The organism is Limnohabitans sp., from assembly GCF_040400975.1.
GTDB lineage: Bacteria > Pseudomonadota > Gammaproteobacteria > Burkholderiales > Burkholderiaceae_C > Limnohabitans_A.
The window spans coordinates 68317-93124 of sequence record NZ_JBBAPF010000007.1; the positions used below are offsets into that span (position 1 = coordinate 68317).

The following is a 24808-nucleotide window of genomic DNA, read 5'->3' on the forward strand; positions in this document are numbered from 1 at the left end:
TGGTTAAATCGTCGCAAACCCCAAAAAACTCTGGTCCTTCTTCAGAAGAATGGGCTCACAATTTCGACAGTTTATGACATCGGGGCCAACAAGGGGCGTTGGTCACGGGATATGCAGAGGGTCAAACTTCAAACACACTCTTACACCCAGGAAAATGATATCAAAAGCAATTACAAGGCGACTGGTTCTGTGCGTTGGATATTCAAAGCAAGACGGCTATTGGGGCAACTGAGGCTGGTCTCAAAAGGCTTTTTTTCACGCGAGTGTTGGGAGATGTACATCGGCCCCCATACAAGGTAAATGCCATTGATCATTGAAAATTTACTTTGAAAGCAAAAATGATAAATCAAACCAGCGACATCACACTTTGCCTAACAATCGGGCTGCGGCCTGACCTGCTCAGAAGTTCTTTGGCCAGTCTGTTGGCTCATGTACATTTCGAAAAAGTCATTGCCATCAACGATTTCCGTGATGAAGCCACCAATTCAGTTTTTCGCGAACTTTGCCCCCAAGGTCAGCTGGTTTCCTTGGATCGGCAACTGGGGCATCACGCCGCGGTAGATCATGCTTACAGCTTGATCGAGACACCATATGTTTTTCACAGCGAAGACGACTGGCATTTCGATAGCTCAATCGACTTGATATCGGCCATGGATTTGCTAAGAGAAAATCCAGAATTGTCTCAAGTTTGCTTTAGAAAGATCGAGGATTTCGCTTTTAGTACAGAAGAGACTGCTCGGATTGTGCATTTTCAAAGGAGCGGCTTGAATTGTGTGCGGCTGGACGGACTGCACGACCAATGGCACGGATACACCTTCAACCCACATCTTGCGGCAATCGAGACGTGGCGATCTGTTGGGGGTTTTTCTAAATTTAAAAAAGAACGCCATATTTCTCGAAGCCTCAGAAGAGATGGGAAATACAGCGCTTATATGGAAAATGGGGTTTGCCACCACATCGGAGCACTACTGAGCGTTAGTGGTAACGACATAAAAGATCAAAAATTGAGGCAGTGGAAAGAATCGATAAAAGAACTCTTCAGGTCCATAAAAAAATCAAACTCATAGGACTTTTAGGCTTTGCAGCGCCTGTTTTAAATCCGCACCGCTCCCAAAATTATTCTGGCTCGATGGTTCGTGCCTATGGGGGGTGGATAATTGCCTAGCAATTGCCTGAACCATCGCTTCTGTGTCTCCAACCGGTGTAAAAATAACTCGGCTGTCATAGCTCGAATGCACGCTTTGATCTATTGAAGCTTCAGAGATGACAGTTAATCCCAGGCAAAGGCATTCACTGATGCGGGTAGTTTCAAGCAGGGCATCCTCGTAGTAGTGAATGTTGAGCACCAGCTCAGCCTGCATTAATTTGCACCAGAGTGCTTCTCCATAAAGTCCCTGCACGACATCAATCTCGAAGTATTGTTTCAATTCCTTGAGGAATTTCTGGCGGCGCGCACTCTTAGGATCTCCATAAAAAATGATCCCTTGCCGATCTGCGGGCTTAACAGCAGGCGTTAGTTGCGCTGGGAACAAAGCACCCAAGGGAGCTGGCTCTACAGGGACGTGGTGTAGCCTTAACTGCCCCGGCAGCCGCGAATCTAAAAATGCGATGTTCTTAAGTGAATAATCAAACACTGCTAAAGAGTTATAAAGGACGTTGAGGTACTCTTGGGTGAACCACCGAGTAGACACCGATTGCTCCATCTGGAAAACAATTCTTTGCTCTCTGGGTGGCAAGCGTTTGTAAGTTTGTGGGCAAATCACTATGTACAAGCCATCACCGAAGTGCTGAGGCATTTCAGTGACCAGCTCAGCCTGCAATTTAAAACGGGAAAGTTGCCACCTAAGCATGCGCGCAACATAAAGCGTAGCGTTGGGCGACACAACAGTAATAGTTTTGCGTTCCCCAAAAGGACGAGACTTCAAAAGTACATCACGCTGTGCTGGCCAACCGGAGGCTATCGCTGGATCCGGGTTGTGCAATACCAGCGAGTACCAATCTGAAAACGTCTTACGGGTATCTCCGCTGGAGTCCAACACAACCCACCGCCAGAGCCCTTTGAGTTGCAAGTATTTGTCGAACAAGATTCTTTTAAGCCAAGGTCGGGGAACACCGTTCGACTTAAAGAAGAGTTTGTGCAACTGCATGAGCAACCTCACGGTGTATCTGGTTTGATGGCCTGTAGCTCCCATGTCAGATGACTGAATCCTCCTTTGAAGAATCGAAACTCGACGTTTTTTCGCCACCACTCCCGCATCCCTCTGGAGCTGCCTGCGTAGGTGTTTTTTTGTGGCTCCCAGACAATCCTATGCGCTTCGAAACGGCCGGTAAATCCGTAACGCTCTGCATACGGAGCATCGCCACAAAAATATTCGTGTGTTTTCTCTGTGATGAAATTCACGTGCGTAGGATCTTGAAATGCTTCAGGTCTTGGATAGGCAGGCGTACTTGCAAGAAAAAGTCCATTAGGTTTCAAGACCCGATAGATTTCTGACATCAACTCCATAAAAGGAAAAACGATAGTACCGTCGAACCGGTAAGCCTGTCTGGGGATATGCTCAATGAAATCGAACGCTGAGACCGAATCAAAAGTTGCATCCTCGAAGGGAAGCCGGTTTTTGCTCAAATCCACAGCAACGAAGGCGAAGTTGTCTACGTGTGTGAGCTGTTCTAGCTCGGCAAAATCACAGCCAATCAACTTTTCTCTCCGGTAAGGATTTCTGGCGCGACTGCCGCAGCCCAAGTCCAAATGCACTGTTTCTTTCATGGTTTCTTTCGTTTATCTTGTGACTGGCACGGGCCTAAAAACACAAGAAAATCAACATTGTCCTCGCCCGCAAAGATGGACTACATCATACAAGTGCAGTGGTATCAGCAAGTTCAGGGTCAGAGTCGTTGTTGGTCCAACCCAAAGATCACAAAACAAGCACCTCCCCCACTCAGACCCTCACATCTCACCCCCACCCATGCCGCTCAGCAATCGACTTGACCAGCGCCAGACCCAAGCCAACGCCTCCAGCGCGTTCGCTGGCCCCTAGCAAACGGAAAAAGGACTCAAAAATCCGCTCTCTGTATGCGACAGGTACGCCCGGACCACGGTCGGAAACGCGTAACTCGGGGGCCCCGCACTGGCCTGACAGGCCCAGCACCACATCGTCTTCGTGTCCGTCCGAAGCGCCGTAGCGCACGGCATTTTCCAGCAGGTTGCGTACCATGCGGCGCAGCAGTTTGGCCACGCCCTGCACCTCAAGGCTGGTCATGCCTTCGGGCACGGCCAGCAGGGCTCTTACGCGGGCGCTCTCCTCGGCGCACAGACCCACTAGGTCCTCCGCCTCGATAGTGCCGATGTCCGCCTCCCGCGCATCCAAACGGCTGGCCAACAGGACTTCGTCAACCAGCTGATCAAGCTCGGCTATGTTGCAAGAGATCTCGGCGCGGTATCACTCTAGTGCCAACGGTTCTGCTGTAGGGTTGTTCAACAATTCCAGCCAATGCGGATGCGTGCCAACGGCGAGCGCAACTCGTGCGAGGATCACCAACTCAATGCCGGCGTTTGCAAACGTTCCAGGCCGCTGAGTGCAGCGTCTTCGATCAGTAAGCGTTGATTCACGGCCTGATCATCACTCGCAGCACTGGGTCACAGGTGATCCGACGGTAAAGTTTGCTAAACGCCACACGGATAGCCGCGTCGCTTCGCTCGCAGTGACGGGAAAGCCGTCATCGCGAGGCACGCGGCGATGCATGTTCCGGCACACGCGCATGCACCCGCGCAGCCAACACCACCAACACCAACACCGGCACGCCCAACCAAGCCGTGGCGGTGAAAAAGTGGGCATAACCGTAGGCATCGACAAAATCACCTGAAAAGCCCGCGATGAACTTGGGCAGAAGCAGCATCATGGAGCTGAGCAGCGCGTATTGGGTGGCCGAATAGCTGATGTTGGTAAGCGATGACAAATAGGCGATGAAGGCCGCAGAGGCGATGCCGCTGGCCAGGTTGTCGGCCGAGATGACCCACACCAGGGCTTGCACGTCGTGCCCCACGCCACTGAGCCACACAAACAACAGATTGCTGGCCGCACTCAGCACCGCGCCCAACATGAGCACACGCATCACGCCAAATCGGGCCGACAGCAAACCGCCTACGAACGCGCCCACCAAAGTCATGATCACCCCATACACCTTGGTCACGCCCGCCACTTCGCTTTTGGTAAACCCCATGTCCACATAAAACGGGTTGGCCATGATGCCCATGACCACATCGCTGATGCGGTAGACCGCAATCAGCGCCAAAAACAGCACCGCCTGCCAGCGGTAGCGCAGCCAAAAATCGGCAAAGGGCTCGATCACCGCGCCTTGGAGCCACTCGGCCACGTTGCGCGCGGGCTTGAAGGGGGCGGGCACCGGTTCGGGTGAACCCAGCACCACCAGCATGCCGGGCAACATGCTGAGCGCCATGACCAAATAACCCACTTGCCAAGCCGACTGGGCATAGCCCGTGGTTTGTTCGCCTTGCGCCCAGGCGGCGATCCACAACACGCCCGCCCCGGCCCAGATCATGGCCAAGCGGTAACCCGTTTGGTAACTGGCGGCCAATGCGGCTTGCGCGTTCACCTCGGCCGACTCGATGCGGTAGGCGTCCAACGCAATGTCTTGGGTGGCCGACGCGATGGCCACCGCCAAAGCGCAGGCCACCAAGGGGCCGAGCAATTGAGACGGGTCATTGAGCGCCATGCCCACCAAACCGCCAGCAATGACGATTTGCGACAACAGCAGCCAGCTGCGCCTGCGCCCCAGCTGCCGCGTGAGCCAGGGAATGGGCATGCGGTCGACCAGGGGCGCCCACATCCATTTCACGCCATAGGCCAAGCCCACCCAACTGAGGTAGCCAATCGTGCTGCGGTCAATGCCCGCCTCGCGCAACCTGAAACTGAGCGTGCCCAAAACCAGCAGCAAAGGCAGGCCGGCTGCAAAGCCCAGCGCCAGCATGCGCAAGCTGGCGGGCTGCAAATACAGACGCAGCGCCTCGCGCCAAGTGCGCACGGTGGCGTGCGTGGAGGGGTGATGTGGGGCAGCAGTTTCAAACATGGGCAGATTATCGGCTGCTGCACAGCATGGCGAAAAGCACCTTAGGCTGCTGCAAACCCGAAGCATTCGTTATCATTTGCAAACCATGTGCTTTATTTGCGATTTCAAAACCACCGCAACCGTTGTTCCATCAACATCGGAGTCACCCCGTTGGCAGGCACGCCGGGCCTTCTTGCTGGCCGCTGGCGCCACTGCAGCTGCGGGGGCAACAGGGGCCTTGGCCCAGGTGGATGTGGGCTCAGCGTCTGGCCTGCGCAAATTGGTGCCTGCCGAAACCCTCGAAAACTCGGCGCAGCAACAGTACACGCAAGTATTGGCCGAAGCCCGAGCCAAAGGGGCACTGGCACCTGACGACCACCCCCAGTTGCAGCGCCTGAGAGCCATTGCCAACAAGCTGATTCCTCACAGCGCACCTTGGAACCCTCGTTCACGCGACTGGCGCTGGCAAGTCAACTTGATTGGCAGCAAACAAATCAACGCTTGGTGCATGCCCGGCGGCAAGATCGCTTTTTACACTGGCATCCTGGACCAGTTGAAGCTGACCGACGACGAAGCCGCGATGATCATGGGCCATGAGATGGCCCATGCGCTGCGAGAGCACGCCCGCGCACGTCTGGCCAAAAGCCAGGCCACCAGCTTTGGCCTCTCAGTCGCATCCCAACTATTGGGCTTAGGCGCCTTGGGCGATGCCGCAGCCAACCTGGGCACCCAACTGCTCACCCTGAAGTACAGCCGCGATGACGAAACCGAATCTGACTTGGTGGGCCTGGAGATTGCAGCGCGTGGTGGCTACAAGCCCGAAGCCAGTGTGACGCTTTGGCAAAAAATGCAGTCGGCCAGCGGCAATGGCGGACCGTCTTTTTTATCCACGCACCCCAGCGGCAGTAACCGCATCGAAGAGCTTCAGGCCAACCTGCCCAAAGTCCAGCGCTTGTACGAACAAGCCCGAAAGGGCTAAGCAGCCGGGCACGCTTCAGGTGCCGCCCACATAGGGGTTGCTTTGCCGCTCACGCCCAAATGTGCTTTCGGGGCCGTGTCCAGAAATGAACACCGTGTCGTTGCCCATGGGCCACAAACGCTGAGTGATGCTGGCGATCAAATCATCGTGGTTGCCTTGAGGAAAATCGGTGCGCCCAATGCTGCCGGCAAACAGCACATCGCCCACAAAAGCGCGCTTGATCTCTGGCGAATAAAACACCACATGGCCTGGCGTATGACCGGGACAATGCCTCACCTGCAACGTGTGCGCGCCCAGCGTGACGGTGTCGCCATCGGCCAGCCAACGAGTGGGCTTGAACACCCTTGCAGGTGGAAACCCATAAGCGGCTGCAGCTTGGGGCAAACCGTCGATCCAGAACTGGTCTGCCGGGTGTGGACCAATGATGGGCACGCCGCCCAGTTGTTCGGCCAGATCGGCCGTGCCCGATGCGTGGTCCAAGTGGCCGTGCGTGATCCAGATCTGTTCCAGCTTCAGGCCGTGTTCATGGACCGCGGCCAAAATCAAATCCAAGTCACCCCCCGGATCCACCACCGCAGCTTGTTGGCTTTGGTCGTCCCAAACAAGGGAGCAGTTTTGCTGAAAGGGCGTGACGGGGATGGTTTGGTATTGCAGCATCCGGGAATTATAGGAACGCAGGGCCTTTGCGCCTGATGCCCACCCGTGTGCGCCAAGCCACAGACGTTGCGTTAAGCGCTCCTTATGCTGAAACGGCTTGATCGGCCTGCGCCGTGTTGGCGCGAACAGCGGTCAAGTCTTCGTATGCCCTACTTAAGGAGTTCATCTATGCACACCGCTCATCCACTGATTCGCATGGCAGGGACCTCCCTGCTCGCCATGACCACGCTGGCTTTGACCGCCTGCGCGGGCATGACCCAACAAGAGAAAAACACCGCCATCGGTGCGGGGGTGGGGGCCATTGGGGGCTCGATCCTGACGGGGGGCAGTACCACTGGGACATTAGGGGGCGCCGCGGTCGGGGGCATCATTGGCCATGAAATTGACAAACCCAAAAAGTGAGAACTTGCTGCGCTTGAAAGTGTGGCGATGGCGCTGGTGCTTTTGTGGTTATTGGGCTGGGTTGAGCCCACACCCATGAACCGATCTCAACTAAGAAAGCGGTTTTTCTTTCAAAAAGCGCTGCAGCAGCATCAGCCAAACAGGATCACGCAAAGCGTGCGCCAACTGGCCTCGTGATATGGCCAGACGCTGAAGGGGCGTCAACTCGGCACTCATGGCGTGTCAGCCGTTCGAATGACTTCGAGGTCCAACTGCAGCTGCGACTGGATGTCTTGCAACAAGGACGGCAAACGCAAGCTTTTTGCGCGCCACCCCAACAGCGCACTGATCACCAAAAAGGTGCTGGGCAAGCCCCACAAAACCGCCGCTTGCGATGCGTCCAGTTGAGAGGCGGTGCTCCACAGCATCAAGGCCACGCCACCGAAGATCAAGGCCAGCACCATGGTCAACGCGCTCAGTGCAAACATCACCCATCTGTTTTTGAGCGTGCACAGGTAGCGCGAACCCACCTCGCTGGCCAAATCCACATAACCTTGGGCATGCGATTTGATCAGCTCCGGTGGCAGCAACATCATTTTCAGCAGCAGTTTGAGCATCAGCGTTGGCGTGATCGGATGAACCAGGACACCGCCAAGGCCGCAGCAGCACCAGTACCGGCTGCAATCAGCACCGAAGCCATGGGCTCATGCTGAATGAAGTGCTCGGTACTGACACGCACATGCCGGGCTTCTTTTTCCAGCTTGTGCTTGACGTCGGACATGGCTTCTTTGCCAGATTCACCCAGATCGTGCAGCTCGTCTTTGACACGGTCGGTCATTCGACTCAAAACAGGTCTTGCTTCATTGAGCAATTCATCAACATTGCTGTTCATGGTGGCGCCAAACGAAGACATTTTTTCGGTTGCGGTTTTTAAATCGGACATATGGGCCTTTGCAGTGAATGAAAAAGAGAGACATTCACTGTAGGAGACCCTTCACGCCATGTCTGTGGGCTGACACACCAAAGGCGCATTTTGAAAATCAAGCGCACCTTGTGTGGTCTATCGCACGGTCTCCTCGCCAGTTCGTGCACACGATGACTGGTCTTGCATGGCCATTCCGATGGGGTATGGCTTCAAGCGTGGAGTCAAGCCTTGGCTTGGCTGTTTCGACCAACTGAACGATAGGACAACAACATGATTCGAAAAACGGCTTGGGCCACATGGGCCGCTTCTCTGATTGTGGTGCTTGCATCTGGCTGCGCGGTCACGCGTGGACAAGAATCCGTAGGCGCTTACATCGACGACGCGGGCATCACCGCCTTGGTGAAGTCACGCTTTTTTGAGGACAAAGATGTGGCGGGTTCGTCCATCAGCGTGGAAACACTGAACAGGACCGTGATGCTTTCCGGTTTTGCCAAAAGCACTATAGAGCGCAACAAAGCTGAAACCATCGCTCGCGGTGTCAAAGGCGTCAACTCTGTGCGCAACGAGATCGCAGTGCGTCCTTGATGCATGGCGCCCCTGCAGCTGACCACATGGTCCGCTCCGGTGCAGGCATCACTGGGTGTACAGTGGTCTCAGCCAGCGCCTATTGATTTTCTGCACGCGCGCTGCACCGATTGTTTTTTTGCACCCTTCATCACCCGGCTACCTGACCCGTCAGGACAGCGTCGCGGTTACAGGCGTGGACGACTTGGTCATCCGCGCCTTGCTCGACAAACACCAGTTCCATGACCCTTTGGACGAGGCCTTGAATTTGGGCATCTCATCGGCGAATTGGCCCTTGTTTGGCCTGCTGTGGCCCTCTGGCATGCACTTGGCGGAACGCATGGCGCGGCGCCCCGTCACGGGGGAGCGCATTTTGGAAATTGGCTGCGGCCTGGGCTTGGCCAGCTTGGTGGCACACCGCCGGGGGGCTTTGGTCACGGCCAGCGACTGCCATCCTTTGGCGCGTGCATTTTTGGACGAAAACGCCCGCCTCAATGGCCTGCAGCCCTTGTGCTACCGACACGGGCTCTGGGGACGTTCGGCGCTGCGCGAGGACGGATTGCCTGTGCTGACTGCGGCCAAGGATGCACAGCTTGTGGGCCTGTTTGATCTGATTTTGGGCAGCGACATCTTGTACGAGCGGGACGACGAAGGCGCATTGGCCAGCTTCATCCATGCACATGCTGCGGTCCAATCGCAGGTGTGGGTGGTCGACCCCAACCGAGGCAACCGCGCTGCGTTTCACAAGCACATGGCGCTGGCGGGTTTCAGTCTGCAAGAGCAGTTACTGGACCGTCCTGCCCAAGTGGATGCACCCGCCTACAAAGGCCGCATGCTGACCTATACCCGCGCCTGAAGCTTGAGCTCGTGCTTACAGGCTGAAATCGTATTCCACCGTGAACGGTGCATGGTCCGAAAACCTCTCGGTCTTGTAGATGGACTCCTTGCGTGCCTTTTCGGCCAGCGCGGGTGTCGCCAAGTGGTAGTCCAGCCGCCAGCCCACGTTCTTGGCATAGGCTTGACCCCGGTTGCTCCACCAGGTGTAACAGTCGTCGGTGGTGTGGGGTTGCAGTTGGCGGTACACATCCACCACGCCGCCTTCGGTGGTCAGCCGGGTCATCCAGGCGCGCTCTTCGGGCAAGAATCCGCTGTTTTTCTGGTTGCTGCGCCAGTTTTTCAGATCCGCTTGCTGGTGGGCAATGTTGATGTCGCTGCACACCACAAATTCGCGCTCTTCCTTGAGCGCCATCAGGTGCGGGTACATCTTGTCCAAGAAACGAAACTTGGCCTCTTGCCGCTCGGGGCCCGATGAGCCACTTGGAAAGTAGCTGCTGATGATGGACATCTTGCGTGTGGGTGTGTCAAAGCGCAGCTCCACATAGCGGCCTTCGGCATCGAACTCCCCGCCATCAAAGCCCACCACCACCTCGCTGGGTTCGTGGCGGGTGTAAACGGCCACGCCCGAGTAGCCTTTTTTTTCGGCAAAGTGAAAGTACCCCTTCAAACCGGCCAGTTCTTCAAACTTGCCCGCCACGTCGGGGGCCTGGGCTTTGACTTCCTGCACGCAAATACAATCAGGCTTTTCTTGCGCCAGCCATGCGGTGACCCCTTTGGTCGTGGCCGAACGGATGCCGTTGAGGTTGAGGCTGGTGAGTTTGAACAAGGATTTCCCCATGGTGACAGGACAGGCAAGCAGCGCCGATACACAGGCGCTCGCTCAGGAATTTGTGCAGTTTGCGGTCGATTCGGGCGTCTTGCGCTTTGGGCAATTCAAGACCAAAGCCGGTCGGATGAGCCCCTACTTCTTCAACGCCGGTCTGTTTGACGACGGCGCCAAGCTCAGCCGACTGGCGCAATTCTATGCAAAAGCGCTGTTGGCCAGCGGCATCGAATTCGACATGATTTTCGGCCCGGCTTACAAGGGGATCCCGCTGGGCGCAGCGGTGGCGGTTGAGCTGGCCCGACTGGGCAAGAACGTGCCTTTTGCCTACAACCGCAAAGAAGCCAAAGACCACGGCGAGGGCGGTAGCCTGGTAGGCGCCCCGCTCAAGGGGCGTGTGCTGATCGTGGATGACGTGATGAGCGCTGGTACCGCTGCACGCGAATCCATTGCCCTGATCCAGGCCGCTGGGGCTACCCCCCACGCCATTGCGATTGCACTCGACCGCCAAGAAATGGCAACCGAAAAGCAAGTCGATGGTTCCATCAAGGATGTCCCCCACAGCGCCGTTCAATATGTGCGCAACACGCTGGGCATGCAGGTGTGCACCATTGCCCAATTGTCCGATTTGCTTGATTTTTTAGCCTCCCACGCCGACAGCGCATGGGGTGAGCACCTGCCTGTGGTTCGCGCTTACAGAGAACGCTACGGCGTTTGATTCGACTTTCGCATGAGGCAGGCCATTTCCCCGATGGCGTATGGACTCGATTCTTTAGCCCCTGTTCCTTTTGGGTGATCCGAAGGTGAAAGGCGTCAAGCCAAGGGCTGCTTGTCGATCGCAATTGGTGCGGCTGGCGGGGATCGAACCCACGACCCTTGGCTTCGGAGGCCAATACTCTATCCACTGAGCTACAGCCGCACTTTCGATCGACCGATTATCACACGGCTTGTGACTTGACTTGTCCGTTTTGAAAGATCGGTGAAGGGTGGGCCGCTATAATCGCAGGTTGATTTTGATCACCACCACAGCCCTTGCGGCCATCCCCCAAAGAGGATTTCATGAGCGACAACAGCCACGATCAACACGAAGCCCACACAGGTCCCGTCAAAACTCCCATGCAGATGCTGATGCTGAGTTTTGCCTCTTTTGTTATTCCCGTGTTCATCATCATCGGCTTGGTGTTTTATGTCACTTCGGACAACAAGCCTGCTGCAGGTGCTGTGGACCTTGAGAAGGCAACTGCCCTGCGTATCCAGAAAGTGGGCACTGTGGAAGTGCGTGATGCGAACCGCCCTCTCAAAAATGGTGACGAGGTTTACAAAGCACAATGTGCCGCTTGCCATGACGCAGGTGCGGCTGGCGCTCCCAAGTTTGCTGTGGCGAGCGCCTGGAGTGGTCGCCTAGGTCAAGGCCTTGATGGTTTGGTCAATTCTGCCTTGAAGGGCAAGGGAGCCATGGGAGCACAAGCGGGCGGTGACTTCAACGACACTGAAATTGCCCGTGCCGTGGTTTATTTGGTCAACAGCGCTGGTGGTAAATTTGAAGTGCCCAAAGCACCTGCTGCTGAAGCCGCCAAATAATCGCCGTCTGTTTTAAAAACCGACTTTTTGAAGTCGGTTTTTTTATGCCTTGTCCTTTTTTTGGGCTTGCGCCAACTGGGGGCTGCGCTCGTACCCAAAGACTTCCGGCAATTCACAGGACTGGCATTCCTGTGTTGCCCAAATACCCTGCTCCAAGGCGTTTGCAAGTCTGGAGACATCCATGGTGTGCACCAGTCCAAAACCCAAGTCGGTTTCCAGATAGGCTCGGCCCGTTTCGTCGAGCCAACACGCTTTGGGATGGGCCAATGCCCCCGTGTGAGCATGCACTTCAAATGCGTCGTTCATGCGCCATATGAAGGGGGTCACTGCCAGTTCAATGAAGACCCGCTGGGGTCCATTTTGAAAAAACCACCAGCCTTTTTCATTGCGTGCGTAATTGCGCTCGATGAATGCGATGAGTTTCTCGTGCTGCAATACCGAGCCCTTTGCTGAGCTCGGGCCCTCTTGGAATGACCCCAGAGCCTGAACCCGATCATCACGCATCAGCCACTGTCCACGGGCATCGAGACCCAGCCACCCATAGCAATCGGGCACGTTCGGCCACTTGGCCATGGCTTGTCGAACCATCTCATCCATTTTTGTTCAGCCTCTGTACGTTTGTTGCCCCGAAACAGCCTGTCCTGCTGCCGCCATGAGCCAACGGCCCACGGCCTCTGGCATGTTCAATACATGCCCAGGCCATGGCCCTGAGGCGAACCCCACGTGGCCACCATGCTGGGGTTGCCACAAAGTGACACTGCTCGACACATCGGTCTTTTGAGGCAAGCTGTGAGCCGGTACAAACGGATCGTTGCAGGCATTCAAGGCCAATGCGGGCAGCCGAATGTCGCGCATCAACGGTTTGGCCGAAGCTTTTGCCCAGTAATCTTGGGTGTCTTTGAAGCCATGCAATGGTGCCGTAAAGACATTGTCAAAAGCATACAAATCTGAAGCGTTCAACATCGCTTTTTTATCAAACAAGCCTGGGAACTGAGCCCATTTGGCCAAAGCTTTGGGTTTCATGCTCTTCAAGAACATCGGCGTGTAAATGTAGCGGTTCAGCCCTTTGCCTATCGCTGCACCGCTTTGGGCCAGGTCCAAGGGTGAACAGATGGCCGCAATGGCTTGGGCAGATTGGCTGGCTTGATGTCCATGCTCTGCGGCCCAACGCATCAAGGCGTTGCCACCCAATGAGACGCCCGCTGCCAAAAGGACACTGCCACCGCGCCGCTGGTGCTCTTGTTTCAAGCGTTTGATGACCCAATCGATCTCGACGTGATCGCCTGAATGGTAAGCCCGCGGTGCCAGGTTGATCTGACCACTGCAGCCCCGGAAATGCGGCATGGCCAAATGGACATCCTGCTCGGCAGACCAATCGGCGAAGGCCTGCGCGTAATGGCTGGAAGAGGAGCCCTCGAGGCCATGAAACAGCACCAACAAGGGTCTACTCTCCGATTGTGCGAATTGGAAATCCACATCCACAAAGTCACCATCCGGTGTGTCCCAGCGCGTGCGCTTCAGCGGTAAGGCTGCTCGGCCTCTTCTTTTGGCGTACAAAGCAGACCATATGGTTTGGGCATGGCCTCCGGGCAGCCAAACGGGTGCGACATAGTTCATCGTGTCAGTGCAGCACCGTGGGCTTGGTCCCAGTATCGGCCGTGTCATTGGCGGTTCCCGGGCTGGTGTGGTGGGCCACCATGCGCCAACCCTGCGCCGTCTTGTGATACACGTTGGTGGCAATCACATACGCCTGCTTCGCGCCTTGCGGTGTTATCACCTCGACACGCTCAACAAGATGATGAACCGATGAGGCCAAGGACTCAATTTTGTACACCCGCTCTGGATAGGCCTGCACACTCCCGTTGTTGAACATGCTTTCAAATGTGGACCTGATGGCACCTGCGCCGATCATGCGCCCGCCCCCCGGATGGACACAAACAATCTCGTCCTCTTCGGCCCAACACGCCATCAGCTTTTCCAGATCGGCGTTGTGCAGGGCTTCATAAAAAGCCTGCTCGACGTCATCAGGTGTTCCACCCATTAATGCGGCGTTCATCTTTGCGCGTTTCATTTGTGTATTTGCCCGTGTATTTGTTGTCATTTTGCCAACAAAAAACCCGGTTGCATTGCTGCACCGGGTTGTGTGTTTTGACGTACCGAAGTGGACGGCCAGTGGGATTGCGTAAATTACTTTTTGCGGTATTTGCGCAGCGCTGACAACTGAGCAGCCAAAACAGCCAATTCGGACTGGGCCACAGCCAGATCGATTTCGCTTTTGGCGTTGCGCAGGGCCTCTTCGGCCAATTGCTTGGCTGCGTTGGCCTTTTCTTCGTCAAGGTCTTTGCCGCGGATCGCGGTGTCGGACAGCACGGTCACGCAGTCAGGCTGCACTTCCAAAATGCCACCGGCCACGAAAACGAATTCCTCGCCGCCGTCGGCTTTTTCGATGCGAACCGAGCCGGCTTTGATGCGGGTAATCAGGGGGGTGTGGCGTGGGTAGATACCCAATTCGCCAGACTCACCTGGCAAGGCCACAAAGCGGGCCTCACCCGACCAGATGGTCTCTTCTGCACTGACCACATCAACGTGGATGGTGTTCATGTTTACTCCTTAAAAAGGCGCTTTCAAGCGGGCTTGGGGGAAGCTTGTCAGCAGCCCCCATGCGGGCTTAAGCAGCCTTTTTGGCCTTTTCGAAAGCTTCGTCGATGGTGCCGACCATGTAGAAGGCTTGCTCTGGCAGGTGATCGCACTCGCCAGACACAATCATCTTGAAACCACGGATGGTTTCGGCCAATGTGACGTACTTACCTGGCGAGCCAGTGAACACTTCAGCCACATGGAATGGCTGCGACAAGAAACGCTGGATCTTGCGGGCACGGGCCACAGCCAACTTGTCTTCAGGTGCCAAGTCGTCCATGCCCATGATCGCGATGATGTCGCGCAGTTCGCGGTAGCGCTGCAGTGTGCCTTGCACGGCACGGGCAGTTTCGTAGTGGTCTTGTCCGACCACCAAGGGATCCAACTGACGGCTGGTAGAGTCCAAAGGATCCACAGCAGGGTAGATACCGAGCGAAGCGATGTCACGAGACAACACCACGGTGGAGTCCAAGTGCGCAAAGGTGGTGGCAGGCGATGGATCGGTCAAGTCATCCGCTGGCACGTAAACGGCCTGGATGGAGGTGATCGAACCGACTTTGGTCGAAGTGATACGTTCTTGCAAACGGCCCATTTCTTCGGCCAGTGTGGGCTGGTAACCCACAGCAGAAGGCATACGGCCCAGCAAGGCGGACACTTCGGTACCGGCCAGTGTGTAGCGGTAGATGTTGTCCACGAAGAACAACACGTCTTTGCCTTCGTCACGGAAAGATTCGGCAATGGTCAAACCAGTCAAAGCGACACGCAGACGGTTGCCTGGTGGCTCGTTCATCTGACCGTAAACCATGGCCACTTTGGACTCGGGCAGGTTCTCGAGATTCACCACGCCGGAGTCGGCCATCTCATGGTAGAAGTCGTTGCCTTCACGGGTACGCTCACCCACACCTGCAAACACAGACAAACCGCTGTGCGCTTTGGCGATGTTGTTGATGAGTTCCATCATGTTCACGGTCTTGCCCACACCGGCACCACCGAACAGGCCCACCTTACCGCCTTTGGCGAAGGGGCAGACCAAGTCAATCACTTTGATGCCGGTTTCCAGCAATTCTTGCGAAGGGCTCAATTCATCATAGGCCGGTGCTTTACGGTGAATCGAAGCGGTGAGCTCCTGGCTCACAGGACCACGTTCATCAATGGGCGAACCCAACACGTCCATGATTCGGCCCAGTGTGGCTTTGCCCACGGGAACGGTGATGGCTTTACCAGTGTTGGACACGACCAAGCCACGACGCAGACCGTCGGAGGAACCGAGCGCAATGGTGCGCACAATGCCGTCGCCGAGTTGCTGTTGCACTTCCAGGGTCAGCGCGGAGCCTTCCATTTTGAGTGCGTCATAAACCTTGGGCATCTGGTTGCGTGGGAATTCCACATCGACCACAGCGCCAATACACTGAACAATTTTTCCTTGGGCTTGCATTTTTCGCTCCAAATAATTTGAATTTGCTGAACTGGGAATCAACCGCTGATTGCGGCTGCGCCAGAGACGATTTCCGACAGTTCTTTGGTGATGGCCGCTTGACGGGTCTTGTTGTAGACGAGCTTGAGTTCGCCAATCACATTGCCTGCGTTGTCGGTTGCGGCCTTCATAGCCACCATCCGCGCTGCGTGCTCGGAAGCCATGTTTTCGGCCACGGCCTGATAGGCCAGAGCTTCAGCATAACGAACCAACAACTCGTCGATGACCGTCTGGGCATCGGGTTCGTAGATGTAGTCCCAAGCGTGCGTGTGGCCAGTGGCTTTGGTTTCAGCCTGCATGTCGGCTGATGACAAAGGCAACAACATATCGATGGTGGGCTGCTGCGCCATGGTGCTGACAAACTTGTTGTAGCACAGGTAAACAGCACTCACTTCGCCGGAAGCGTAGGCATCGAGCAACACCTTGACGGGGCCAATCAGCTTGTCGAGGTGCGGTTTATCGCCCAATTGGGTCACGTGAGAAACCACTTTGGCGTTGACCCGATTCAGAAAACCAAGTCCTTTGCCGCCGATGGCCACAGCCACAGGCGTTTTGCACTGCGCCTGCGTTTCGCGCAATTGAACAGTCACTGCACGCAACAAGTTGGTGTTCAAACCGCCACACAAACCCTTGTCTGTGGTGACCACAATGAAACCCACAGACTTGCCATCGTTGCGCCGCATGAAGGGGTGCACGTACTCAGGGTTGGCCTGGCCGAGATGGGTCGCAATGTTGCGAATCTTCTCGCTGTAAGGCCGGGCCGTGCGCATACGCTCCTGCGCTTTGCGCATTTTGGAGACAGAAATCATCTCCATGGCCTTGGTGATCTTCTTGGTGTTTTCCACCGATTTGATCTTGGTGCGTAATTCCTTGCCCGATGCCATCAGAGGCTCCTTTTGATCAGGTGGAAGTTAAGCAAAGCTCTTCTTGAACGCTGCAACAGCAGTGGTCAATTCGGCTTCGGCCTCTTTGTCCAAAGCTTTGGAGCTTTCGATCTTGGCCAGCAATGCGGCGCACGAGTCCTTCAGGTAAGCATGCAAACCGTGCTCGAAAGCCAGGACTTTCTTGACATCGATGTCGTCCATATAACCTTTGTTGACCGCGAACAAGCTGGCACCCATCAGGCTGATGGACAGCGGGCTGTACTGGGCTTGCTTGAGCAATTCGGTCACGCGGGCACCACGGTCAAGCTGCTTGCGTGTTGCTTCGTCCAGATCGGAAGCGAACTGAGCGAAAGCCGCCAATTCACGGTACTGGGCCAGGTCGGTACGGATACCGCCGGACTGTCCTTTGATGATCTTCGTTTGAGCCGAGCTACCCACGCGAGACACCGATACACCGGCGTTGATCGCAGGACGGATACCCGCGTTGAACAAGGAGGTTTCCAAGAAGATCTGACCGTCGGTGATCGAAATCACGTTGGTGGGCACGAAAGCAGACACGTCACCAGCTTGGGTTTCGATGATGGGCAATGCAGTCAAGGAACCTGTTTTGCCTGTGACGGCGCCTTTGGTGAAGGCTTCGACGTAATCGGCATTCACACGGGCTGCGCGCTCGAGCAAACGGCTGTGCAGATAAAACACATCGCCCGGGTAGGCTTCGCGGCCTGGTGGGCGGCGCAAAAGCAAAGAAACTTGACGGTAAGCCACCGCTTGCTTGGAGAGATCGTCATAAACGATCAAAGCGTCTTCGCCACGGTCACGGAAGTATTCGCCCATGGTGCAGCCAGAGTAAGCCGACACATACTGCATGGCAGCGGATTCAGAGGCGGAAGCAGCCACGACAATGGTGTATTCCATCGCGCCAGCTTGTTCCAGAGCGCGCACCACGTTTTTGATCGACGAGGCTTTTTGACCAATCGCGACATACACGCAGGTCATGTTCTGACCTTTTTGGTTGATGATGGCGTCGATCGCGACGGCAGTTTTGCCGGTCTGACGGTCACCAATGATCAGTTCGCGCTGGCCACGACCCACGGGCACCATGGAGTCGATGGACTTCAGGCCGGTTTGCATGGGTTGGTCAACCGATTTACGTGCGATCACACCAGGGGCGACTTTTTCGATCACGTCGGTCATCTTGGCGTTGATGGGGCCTTTGCCGTCAATCGGCTGACCCAAGGCGTTCACCACGCGGCCAATCAGTTCGGGACCAACGGGCACTTCCAAGATTCGGCCGGTGCACTTGACCGTGTCGCCTTCGGAGATGTGCTCGTACTCGCCCAAGATCACGGCGCCCACCGAGTCACGCTCGAGGTTCAGGGCCAAACCGTAAGTGGCTGCACCTTCGGCCGTAGATGGGAATTCGAGCATTTCGCCCTGCATCACATCGGACAGACCGTGCACACGAACGATACCGTCGGTCACAGACACCACGGTGCCTTGGTTGCGGATATCGGCGTTGGCGGACAGCCCTTCAATGCGGCTCTTGATCAGTTCAGAAATTTCTGCGGGATTGAGTTGCATGACTCTTTCCTTCTTTCTTTAAATATGTCCGGTCTCCATCCGCATCAAGCGGTGAGGGCCGATTTCATTTGTTCCAGTCGGGCTTTGACAGAGGTGTCAAGCACCTCGTCACCCACCACCACACGAATGCCACCGATCAGGGCAGCATCGAGCTCGACGCTCACATTGAGCTTTCGCGCAAAGCGTTTTTCGAGCGTGGACGACAAATCAGCCAAAGCCGAAGCGTCGATGGGAAATGCGCTGTAAACAACTGCATCAGCAGTGCCTCCTTGCGCATTCATCAGTGCCCGATACTGCTGCGCGACGACAGGCAGTGCACTGAGACGGCGGTTTTCGATCATCAGTTGCAGGAAGTTCTTACCAGCCTCAGGCAGTGCTGTTCTAAGCACGCCAGAGATCAGCTCGAATGCCTGCTCATCGGACACTTTGGGGCTGTCGACAAACTGTTGCAATTGCGCGTTTTCCGCAACAGCGGCCAGTTCATCCAGCCAAGCGGCCGTGCCAGCAAGATCGGATGCCTGCGCTTTGAAAAGCGCTTCGGCATAAGGGCGGGCGATGGTAGCAAGTTCTGCCATGGTCTTCTCTGGCTGGAGCTTTTTACAGCTCGGTCTTGAGGCGGCTCAGCAGATCAGCGTGCACGCCGGCATTGACTTCCTTGCGGAGAATCTGCTCGGCGCCTTTCACGGCCAAAGCTGCAACCTGCTCACGCAGAGCTTCACGAGCTTTGACAGCTTCCTGCTCGGCTTCAGCTTTTGCAGCGGCGATGATCTTGTTGCCTTCTTCGGTTGCACGTGCTTTGGCGTCGTCAACGATGCCATTTGCACGGCGCTCGGCATCTGCCAAACGCGAAGCCGTCTCGGTACGCGACTGGGCCAATTCGGCTTCAACACGCGCATTGGCATTGCTGAGCTCGGCTTTGGCTTTGTCGGCGGCAGCGAGGCCGTCAGCGATTTTCTGTGCCCGTTCGTCGAGCGCTTTTGTGATCGGGGGCCACACGAATTTCATCGTGAACCACACCAGAATCGCAAAAACGATCATCTGAATGAACAGAGTAGCGTTAATGTTCACGGTTCAATCCTTCTTCTGTTGGAAGAGGTACGTGGATCAGGATACGAAGGGGTTGGCGAAGGCGAAGAGCAAAGCAATGGCCACACCGATCAAGAAAGCCGCGTCGATCAAACCAGCCAACAAAAACATTTTGGTCTGCAACTCGTTCATCAATTCAGGCTGACGTGCGCCGGATTCGAGGAATTTGCCACCCATCATACCGATGCCAATAGAGGCACCCAAAGCGCCCAAACCAACGATCAAACCGCAAGCCAATGCCACTAGGCCGAGAATGTTATCCATGAGAAGCTCCTAAAAGTTAGTGGAAAAAAAGAAACAGGAAAAGAGAAAAAATGTCATCAATGTGCATCGTGCGCTTGGCCTGTGTAGACCAAGGTCAACATCATAAAGATGAAGGCTTGCAAGGTGATGACCAAGATGTGGAACAGTGTCCACACAGTACCGGCGATGACATGGCCAATGGCCAAGCCCACACCCGTTGTTGACAACGCCCAGCCGCCACCCATCAGGGCGATCAACATGAACACCAACTCACCTGCAAACATGTTGCCAAACAATCGCATGCCATGCGAAACAGTCTTGGCCAGATATTCAATCATCTGCATCAAAAAGTTGATCGGATAAAGAATCCAATGATCACCAAAGGGTGCAGCAACCAATTCATGGGACCACCCACCCAAGCCCTTGATCTTGATGTTGTAGAAGAGACAGATGAGCAGGACGGAGCACGAAAGGCCCAGTGTCGTGGACAAATCAGCGGTGGGCACAACGCGCATGTAATCCTTAAAACCCAATGCTGGGCCAGCGGCGTGCCAAGCCGCAGGCAGCAGATCCACAGGCAACATGTCCATCGCGTTCATCAAGAAAATCCAGACGAAGACGGTCAATGCCAAAGGAGAGATCAATTTGCGACTCTTGGCGTTGTGGATCACGCCCTTGGCCTGGTTTTCCACCATTTCGGACAAGATCTCGACCGCTGCCTGGAAGCGACCAGGAACACCTGAAGTCGCCTTGCGGGCAGCAGACCACAAAAAGAAACTGCCAAGCACACCCAAAACCAAGGAAAAAAAGACCGAGTCCAGATTGAACAGACTGAAGTCGACAATGCTTGTTTGCTTCACACCTTCGAATGAAAAGTTCATTTGCAAGTGTTGCAGGTGGTGCTGGATGTACTCTCCAGCCGTTGGGGCATGCGCGCCAGCGTTTTCAGCAGACATAAATCACCAATCAGTTCGACAAAAAGTCGGCTTCGATTTTCCTTGCACCCAGCCCAGCGCCAAAGCCAGCCAGTACACCTTGATCGTCACCACGAAGCTTGCCACCAAGGCAAGCCAGCTCAAATCAGATATCACTTTAGGCGCCACCAAAAGCAACGCCACGGTCAAGACTATTTTGACCAGCTCCCAAGCAAACAAACCCGCCAGCGCAACTTTTGGCTGGGCAACTCGCATTTGTCGGCTCAAAGCCCTGACAAACACCATGGCAGGAATCACCACCGCCAATACCCCCCAAGCCACAGAAGCAGCCAATCGCCGATCGTCCGTCAACAGCCATGTCAGCAAAACCATCAAGCTCCCCACACCAGCCTGCAAACCAACGATGCGCCAAGGCATCAATGCAGGATTTCTCAGCCGCCAAACTTGCGCCTCATCGGCTGTCAGGGGCTTGAATTCAGGTTCCGTGACATCATCTACAGCACTTGCTTTCAGTTTGTCTGGGACCGCTTGCGAATTTGAGGCGATGTCAGTCATCTCAATTGGCGCCCAGTTTAAACATGCATCAAGCTTTGCAAAGCCCCAGATTCTATACGTAAAAACCCGTGCCCCTCCACTTTTTGACTCTAATCCACGCAATTTGTACGTTTTGAGTGCATTCTCTGATGCCCTCACACATTTTCTGGATTTTCTAATCTCTCCATCACTCCACCCTGAGTTCAAACCTATGTATGAATGGATTAAATTTTTGCATTTAAGCGCAGGCATCGTCTGGCTTGGCGGTATGGCCTTGGTGATTTTGGCGCTGCGCCCCGTGGTCATTGTCCAGATGGCCCCCCCAGAGCGCTTGGCCTTGATGTCGGCTGTTTTGAGCCGCTTTTTTGCCATGGTCTGGGCGTCCATTGTCCTGATTTTGGCGTCAGGATTTTGGATGTTGTTCATGACCGATATGCAACTGGCCCCCAAGGGCTGGCACGCCATGTCGGGCTTGGGACTCTTGATGTGCCTGATCTTTGCGCACATCTGGTTTGCACCATTTCGCCAACTCAAAGCCGCTGTGCATGCCTCTGATTGGCCCACGGCAGGCAAAGCCCTGGGGCAAATTCACCCCTTGGTGCTCACCAACTTTACCTTGGGCTGGCTGGCGGTTCTGGCCGTGGTGGTCTGGCGTTAAGCTTGGCGTTCAACCGGAATATTCCCATGAGCGCCTCCATCACACCACCCGCTGGCACCGACCCCCGCAAAGACAGCCTGATCGAATACCCCTCGGTCTTTCCCATCAAGGTCATGGGCGCCATGGTGGAGGGCTTCGCCGAAGCCATGTGCCAAGTGGCCCTGCAATTTGACCCCGGTTTTGATGCTCGAACCATCGAACTGCGCCCCAGCAAAGGGGGCAACTACCTGGGCGTCACACTCAGCATCACTGCCACCAGCCGTGAGCAACTGGACGACCTTTACCGCGCCTTGACCTCGCACCCGATGGTCAAAATCGTGCTTTGAGCATGAACATCCGGCTGCTCGGGCGTGTGGACTACCTGCCCACCTACGAAGCGATGCAGGCATTTACCGCCGAGCGCACCCCCGACACACCCAATGAACTCTGGGTTTGCGAGCACCCGCCAGTATTTACCCAAGGGCTGGCGGGCCAGGCCTCGCACCTCTTGACGCCCGGCGACATTCCGGTGGTGCAGACCAACCGGGGCGGCCAAGTCACCTTTCATGGTCCCGGCCAAGTCATGGCCTACCCCTTGGTCAACTTGCAGCGTGCCGGTTACTACGTCAAAGAATACGTCTTCAAACTGGAAGAGTCCGTCATTCGCACCCTGGCGCACTTTGGCGTGACAGGGCACCGGGTGGCGGGTGCCCCGGGCATTTATGTGCGCTTGGACGACCCCTTCAGCCACGCGACCCTGGTCGGCCCGGCCCCGGCGGGCGAGACATTCAAGGGATTGGGCAAGATCAGTGCTTTGGGCATCAAAGTCAGCCGCCACTGCACCTACCATGGCGCAGCGCTGAACGTGGCCATGGACCTTCAACCCTTTGAACGCATCAACCCATGTGGTTATGCGGGCCTGAAAACCGTGGACCTTTCTACAATCGGTGTAGAAACCACCTGGGACGAAGCTGCGCGCGTGCTGGCTCACCAATTGGCCACCCGTTTATGAAACCCTGCCTGCGCACCCACCCAGCGGCAGCGACTGAAAGACCCGAATGAGCAACACCCCCACCGAACGCAACGTGGTTCGCGAAGCGCAAAGCGTTGAAAACTATGACCCCATGGCCAAGCAAAAAGCCGCCGCCAAACTCTCGCGCATCCCGGTCAAGGTCGAACAAGCCGAAGTGCTGAAAAAGCCCGACTGGATCCGCGTCAAGGCCGGCTCGCCCACCACCCGCTTTTACGAAATCAAAGACATTTTGCGCAGCAACAAACTGGTCACGGTGTGCGAAGAAGCCAGCTGCCCCAACATCGGCGAATGCTTTGGCAAGGGCACGGCCACCTTCATGATCATGGGCGACAAATGCACCCGCCGCTGCCCGTTTTGCGACGTGGGCCACGGCCGCCCCGACCCGCTGGATGTGAACGAGCCCGACAACTTGGCCCAGACCATCGCCCAGCTCAAGCTGCAATACGTGGTCATCACCAGCGTGGACCGCGATGATTTGCGTGACGGCGGCGCGGGCCACTTTGTGGAATGCATCCGCAAAACACGCGAACTCTCGCCCAACACCCAAATCGAAGTTCTGGTGCCCGACTTCCGTGGCCGAGATGACCGCGCCCTCGAGATCCTGAAGGCCGCACCTCCGGATGTGATGAACCACAACATGGAAACCGTGCCACGCCTTTACAAAGAAGCACGCCCCGGCTCGGACTACCAGTTCTCGTTGAACCTGCTGAAAAAATTCAAGACGCTGTTCCCCAACGTGCCCACCAAGAGCGGCCTGATGGTCGGTTTGGGCGAGACCGACGAAGAGATTCTGGAGGTCATGCGCGACATGCGCGCGCACAACATCGAGATGCTGACCATTGGCCAGTACCTGGCCCCCAGCAACAGCCACCTGCCAGTGCGCCGCTACGTGCATCCCGACACCTTCAAGATGTTCGAGGCCAAGGCCTACGAGATGGGCTTTTCGCACGCGGCTGTCGGCGCCATGGTGCGCTCAAGCTACCACGCTGATCAGCAGGCGCATTCGGCGAGCCAAAACTTGGCGGACAGCCGCGCTTAAAGCATTGACATCCTACCCACCACGAACCCAACATGACCGATTCCAGCCCATACACACCGCCCAAAATCTGGACCTGGAACAAAGCCAACGGCGGGCGTTTTGCCAACATCAACCGCCCCGTAGCGGGGGCCACGCACGAGCAGGAACTGCCACGCGGCCAACACCCGCTGCAGCTGTATTCGCTGGGCACACCCAACGGAGTCAAAGTCACCGTGATGCTCGAAGAGCTGCTGGCATTGGGCCACACCGGTGCCGAATACGATGCCTGGCTGATCCGCATCAACGAAGGGCAGCAGTTCGGCAGCGGCTTTGTGGAAGTCAACCCCAACTCCAAAATTCCGGCCTTGCTGGACTGCAGTGGCGAGCAGCCCGTGCGCGTTTTTGAGTCGGGCGCCATCTTGCTGTACCTGGCCGAAAAGTTTGCGGCCTTGGTGCCCACTGAGCCAGCCCAACGTGCCGAATGCCTGTCATGGCTGTTCTGGCAAATGGGCAGCGCGCCTTATCTGGGCGGCGGCTTTGGACATTTTTATGCGTACGCCCCCATCAAGATCGAATACGCGATTGACCGCTTTGCCATGGAAGTCAAACGTGAAATGGACGTGCTCAACCAGCGCTTGGAACAAAGCCGCTTCATTGCAGGCAATGACTACACCATCGCCGACATCGCCATCTGGCCTTGGTACGGCGCACTGGCCAAGGGCCTGCTCTACGAAGCGGGTGAGTTTTTACAGGTGAATGAATACAGCCATGTGCAGCGCTGGGCCGAAGAACTGGCGCAACGCCCTGCGGTGCAACGCGGCCGCATGGTCAACCGCGTCATGGGGGCGCCCGAATCGCAGCTGCACGAGCGCCACGACGCCAGTGATTTCGACACCCGGACGCAGGACAAACTCAAGCAGACCTGAGGCCGG

32 protein-coding genes, 1 tRNA gene and 1 pseudogene are annotated in these 24808 nt (G+C 56.0%); 12 read left to right on the top strand and 22 right to left on the bottom strand.

Annotated features, from left to right (window positions below):
* The first annotated feature begins 338 nt into the window (after window positions 1-338).
* Complete coding sequence (locus tag ABWQ00_RS06350; protein WP_353237839.1) at window positions 339-1067, top strand: hypothetical protein; 729 nt, start codon at window positions 339-341, stop codon at window positions 1065-1067.
* Here ABWQ00_RS06350 and ABWQ00_RS06355 read toward each other — a convergent pair.
* The 4 genes and pseudogenes from ABWQ00_RS06355 to ABWQ00_RS06370 all read right to left on the bottom strand — a co-directional run bounded on the left by ABWQ00_RS06355 (window position 1062) and on the right by ABWQ00_RS06370 (window position 5088).
* Window positions 1062-2147, bottom strand: coding sequence for a hypothetical protein (locus ABWQ00_RS06355; protein ID WP_353237840.1), 1086 nt, complete (start codon window positions 2145-2147; stop codon window positions 1062-1064). The genes ABWQ00_RS06350 and ABWQ00_RS06355 overlap by 6 nt on opposite strands.
* 8 nt (window positions 2148-2155) lie before the next feature.
* Complete coding sequence (locus ABWQ00_RS06360; RefSeq protein WP_353237841.1) at window positions 2156-2767, bottom strand: class I SAM-dependent methyltransferase; 612 nt, start codon at window positions 2765-2767, stop codon at window positions 2156-2158.
* Between the two features lie 119 nt (window positions 2768-2886).
* Window positions 2887-3532, bottom strand: a pseudogene (locus ABWQ00_RS06365) (sensor histidine kinase); the annotation flags it as partial.
* A gap of 185 nt (window positions 3533-3717) precedes the next feature.
* The gene (locus ABWQ00_RS06370) at window positions 3718-5088 is read right to left on the bottom strand and encodes an AmpG family muropeptide MFS transporter (protein ID WP_353237842.1); all 1371 of its coding nucleotides are present in this window, start codon (window positions 5086-5088) and stop codon (window positions 3718-3720) included.
* Between the two features lie 85 nt (window positions 5089-5173).
* On the opposite strand from ABWQ00_RS06370, the gene ABWQ00_RS06375 reads away from it, so the two are divergent.
* Complete coding sequence (locus ABWQ00_RS06375; protein WP_353237888.1) at window positions 5174-6046, top strand: M48 family metallopeptidase; 873 nt, start codon at window positions 5174-5176, stop codon at window positions 6044-6046.
* A 15-nt stretch (window positions 6047-6061) separates the two neighbouring features.
* Here ABWQ00_RS06375 and ABWQ00_RS06380 read toward each other — a convergent pair whose 3' ends face one another.
* Window positions 6062-6703: an MBL fold metallo-hydrolase gene (locus ABWQ00_RS06380; protein WP_353237843.1), complete on the bottom strand. Its 642-nt coding sequence runs from the start codon at window positions 6701-6703 to the stop codon at window positions 6062-6064.
* A gap of 168 nt (window positions 6704-6871) precedes the next feature.
* On the opposite strand from ABWQ00_RS06380, the gene ABWQ00_RS06385 reads away from it, so the two are divergent.
* Window positions 6872-7105 carry a YMGG-like glycine zipper-containing protein gene (locus ABWQ00_RS06385; protein ID WP_353237844.1) on the top strand — a complete coding sequence of 78 codons (234 nt, stop codon included), beginning with the start codon at window positions 6872-6874 and terminating at the stop codon, window positions 7103-7105.
* A 90-nt stretch (window positions 7106-7195) separates the two neighbouring features.
* On the opposite strand, the gene ABWQ00_RS06390 is transcribed toward ABWQ00_RS06385, so the two are convergent.
* The 3 genes from ABWQ00_RS06390 to ABWQ00_RS06400 are packed head-to-tail and all read right to left on the bottom strand — an operon-like array spanning window position 7196 to window position 7976.
* A complete protein-coding gene (locus tag ABWQ00_RS06390) occupies window positions 7196-7321 on the bottom strand; it encodes a hypothetical protein (protein ID WP_353237845.1) in 126 nt (41 codons plus the stop codon).
* Window positions 7318-7701 (bottom strand): hypothetical protein, encoded by a 384-nt coding sequence (locus tag ABWQ00_RS06395; RefSeq protein WP_353237846.1) that lies wholly within the window; start codon window positions 7699-7701, stop codon window positions 7318-7320. Before ABWQ00_RS06395 ends, ABWQ00_RS06390 begins: the two co-directional genes overlap by 4 nt.
* Entirely contained in the window at window positions 7701-7976 is a 276-nt protein-coding gene (locus tag ABWQ00_RS06400) for a hypothetical protein (RefSeq protein WP_353237847.1), read from the bottom strand. Before ABWQ00_RS06400 ends, ABWQ00_RS06395 begins: the two co-directional genes overlap by 1 nt.
* A 303-nt stretch (window positions 7977-8279) precedes the next feature.
* Between ABWQ00_RS06400 and ABWQ00_RS06405 the strand changes: the two genes are divergently transcribed.
* Window positions 8280-8594 (top strand): BON domain-containing protein, encoded by a 315-nt coding sequence (locus ABWQ00_RS06405; RefSeq protein ID WP_353237848.1) that lies wholly within the window; start codon window positions 8280-8282, stop codon window positions 8592-8594.
* Window positions 8595-8712: 118 nt separating this feature from the next.
* Window positions 8713-9429 (top strand): class I SAM-dependent methyltransferase, encoded by a 717-nt coding sequence (locus ABWQ00_RS06410; RefSeq protein ID WP_353237849.1) that lies wholly within the window; start codon window positions 8713-8715, stop codon window positions 9427-9429.
* A gap of 15 nt (window positions 9430-9444) precedes the next feature.
* Here ABWQ00_RS06410 and ABWQ00_RS06415 read toward each other — a convergent pair whose 3' ends face one another.
* Window positions 9445-10248 carry an exodeoxyribonuclease III gene (locus ABWQ00_RS06415; protein WP_353237850.1) on the bottom strand — a complete coding sequence of 268 codons (804 nt, stop codon included), beginning with the start codon at window positions 10246-10248 and terminating at the stop codon, window positions 9445-9447.
* Between ABWQ00_RS06415 and pyrE the strand changes: the two genes are divergently transcribed.
* Entirely contained in the window at window positions 10247-10951 is a 705-nt protein-coding gene (gene pyrE, locus ABWQ00_RS06420; RefSeq protein WP_353237851.1) for an orotate phosphoribosyltransferase, read from the top strand. The two genes, ABWQ00_RS06415 and pyrE, sit on opposite strands and share 2 nt — an antisense overlap.
* Window positions 10952-11076: 125 nt before the next feature.
* Here pyrE and ABWQ00_RS06425 read toward each other — a convergent pair.
* A tRNA-Arg gene (locus tag ABWQ00_RS06425) sits at window positions 11077-11152 on the bottom strand.
* A gap of 140 nt (window positions 11153-11292) precedes the next feature.
* On the opposite strand from ABWQ00_RS06425, the gene ABWQ00_RS06430 reads away from it, so the two are divergent.
* Window positions 11293-11814 carry a c-type cytochrome gene (locus tag ABWQ00_RS06430; protein WP_353237852.1) on the top strand — a complete coding sequence of 174 codons (522 nt, stop codon included), beginning with the start codon at window positions 11293-11295 and terminating at the stop codon, window positions 11812-11814.
* Between the two features lie 42 nt (window positions 11815-11856).
* Here the strand turns inward: ABWQ00_RS06430 and ABWQ00_RS06435 are convergent, their stop codons facing one another.
* The 12 genes from ABWQ00_RS06435 to ABWQ00_RS06490 form a co-directional block, all read right to left on the bottom strand.
* The gene (locus ABWQ00_RS06435) at window positions 11857-12411 is read right to left on the bottom strand and encodes a DUF2946 family protein (RefSeq protein ID WP_353237853.1); all 555 of its coding nucleotides are present in this window, start codon (window positions 12409-12411) and stop codon (window positions 11857-11859) included.
* Between the two features lie 6 nt (window positions 12412-12417).
* Entirely contained in the window at window positions 12418-13431 is a 1014-nt protein-coding gene (locus tag ABWQ00_RS06440) for a YheT family hydrolase (protein ID WP_353237854.1), read from the bottom strand.
* Window positions 13432-13435: 4 nt separating this feature from the next.
* A complete protein-coding gene (locus ABWQ00_RS06445; RefSeq protein ID WP_353237855.1) occupies window positions 13436-13885 on the bottom strand; it encodes a YybH family protein in 450 nt (149 codons plus the stop codon).
* A gap of 116 nt (window positions 13886-14001) precedes the next feature.
* The gene (locus ABWQ00_RS06450; protein ID WP_353237856.1) at window positions 14002-14415 is read right to left on the bottom strand and encodes a F0F1 ATP synthase subunit epsilon; all 414 of its coding nucleotides are present in this window, start codon (window positions 14413-14415) and stop codon (window positions 14002-14004) included.
* A gap of 67 nt (window positions 14416-14482) precedes the next feature.
* On the bottom strand, window positions 14483-15886 hold the full coding sequence (atpD, locus tag ABWQ00_RS06455) for a F0F1 ATP synthase subunit beta (RefSeq protein ID WP_353237857.1): 1404 nt from the start codon (window positions 15884-15886) through the stop codon (window positions 14483-14485).
* 38 nt (window positions 15887-15924) lie between these two features.
* Complete coding sequence (atpG, locus tag ABWQ00_RS06460) at window positions 15925-16809, bottom strand: F0F1 ATP synthase subunit gamma (RefSeq protein WP_353237858.1); 885 nt, start codon at window positions 16807-16809, stop codon at window positions 15925-15927.
* Between the two features lie 27 nt (window positions 16810-16836).
* Entirely contained in the window at window positions 16837-18390 is a 1554-nt protein-coding gene (gene atpA, locus ABWQ00_RS06465; RefSeq protein ID WP_353237859.1) for a F0F1 ATP synthase subunit alpha, read from the bottom strand.
* Window positions 18391-18434: 44 nt separating this feature from the next.
* A complete protein-coding gene (locus ABWQ00_RS06470) occupies window positions 18435-18965 on the bottom strand; it encodes a F0F1 ATP synthase subunit delta (RefSeq protein ID WP_353237860.1) in 531 nt (176 codons plus the stop codon).
* A gap of 22 nt (window positions 18966-18987) precedes the next feature.
* Window positions 18988-19458 carry a F0F1 ATP synthase subunit B gene (locus tag ABWQ00_RS06475; protein WP_300559375.1) on the bottom strand — a complete coding sequence of 157 codons (471 nt, stop codon included), beginning with the start codon at window positions 19456-19458 and terminating at the stop codon, window positions 18988-18990.
* Window positions 19459-19494: 36 nt separating this feature from the next.
* Window positions 19495-19740, bottom strand: coding sequence for a F0F1 ATP synthase subunit C (gene atpE, locus ABWQ00_RS06480; RefSeq protein ID WP_353237861.1), 246 nt, complete (start codon window positions 19738-19740; stop codon window positions 19495-19497).
* A 56-nt stretch (window positions 19741-19796) separates the two neighbouring features.
* The gene (gene atpB / locus ABWQ00_RS06485) at window positions 19797-20675 is read right to left on the bottom strand and encodes a F0F1 ATP synthase subunit A (protein WP_353237862.1); all 879 of its coding nucleotides are present in this window, start codon (window positions 20673-20675) and stop codon (window positions 19797-19799) included.
* A gap of 3 nt (window positions 20676-20678) precedes the next feature.
* Entirely contained in the window at window positions 20679-21614 is a 936-nt protein-coding gene (locus ABWQ00_RS06490; protein ID WP_353237863.1) for an ATP synthase subunit I, read from the bottom strand.
* On the opposite strand from ABWQ00_RS06490, the gene ABWQ00_RS06495 reads away from it, so the two are divergent.
* Genes ABWQ00_RS06495 through yghU form a run of 5 tightly spaced genes read left to right on the top strand, consistent with a single transcriptional unit; the run spans window position 21559 to window position 24802 of the window.
* A complete protein-coding gene (locus tag ABWQ00_RS06495) occupies window positions 21559-21846 on the top strand; it encodes a CopD family protein (RefSeq protein WP_353237864.1) in 288 nt (95 codons plus the stop codon). The two genes, ABWQ00_RS06490 and ABWQ00_RS06495, sit on opposite strands and share 56 nt — an antisense overlap.
* Before the next feature lie 26 nt (window positions 21847-21872).
* The gene (locus tag ABWQ00_RS06500) at window positions 21873-22172 is read left to right on the top strand and encodes a DUF493 family protein (protein WP_353237865.1); all 300 of its coding nucleotides are present in this window, start codon (window positions 21873-21875) and stop codon (window positions 22170-22172) included.
* A gap of 2 nt (window positions 22173-22174) precedes the next feature.
* Window positions 22175-22837, top strand: coding sequence for a lipoyl(octanoyl) transferase LipB (gene lipB, locus ABWQ00_RS06505; RefSeq protein ID WP_353237866.1), 663 nt, complete (start codon window positions 22175-22177; stop codon window positions 22835-22837).
* 46 nt (window positions 22838-22883) lie between these two features.
* Window positions 22884-23897: a lipoyl synthase gene (lipA, locus tag ABWQ00_RS06510; RefSeq protein WP_353237867.1), complete on the top strand. Its 1014-nt coding sequence runs from the start codon at window positions 22884-22886 to the stop codon at window positions 23895-23897.
* Window positions 23898-23929: 32 nt separating this feature from the next.
* A complete protein-coding gene (yghU, locus tag ABWQ00_RS06515) occupies window positions 23930-24802 on the top strand; it encodes a glutathione-dependent disulfide-bond oxidoreductase (RefSeq protein WP_353237868.1) in 873 nt (290 codons plus the stop codon).
* Window positions 24803-24808: the final 6 nt, after the last annotated feature.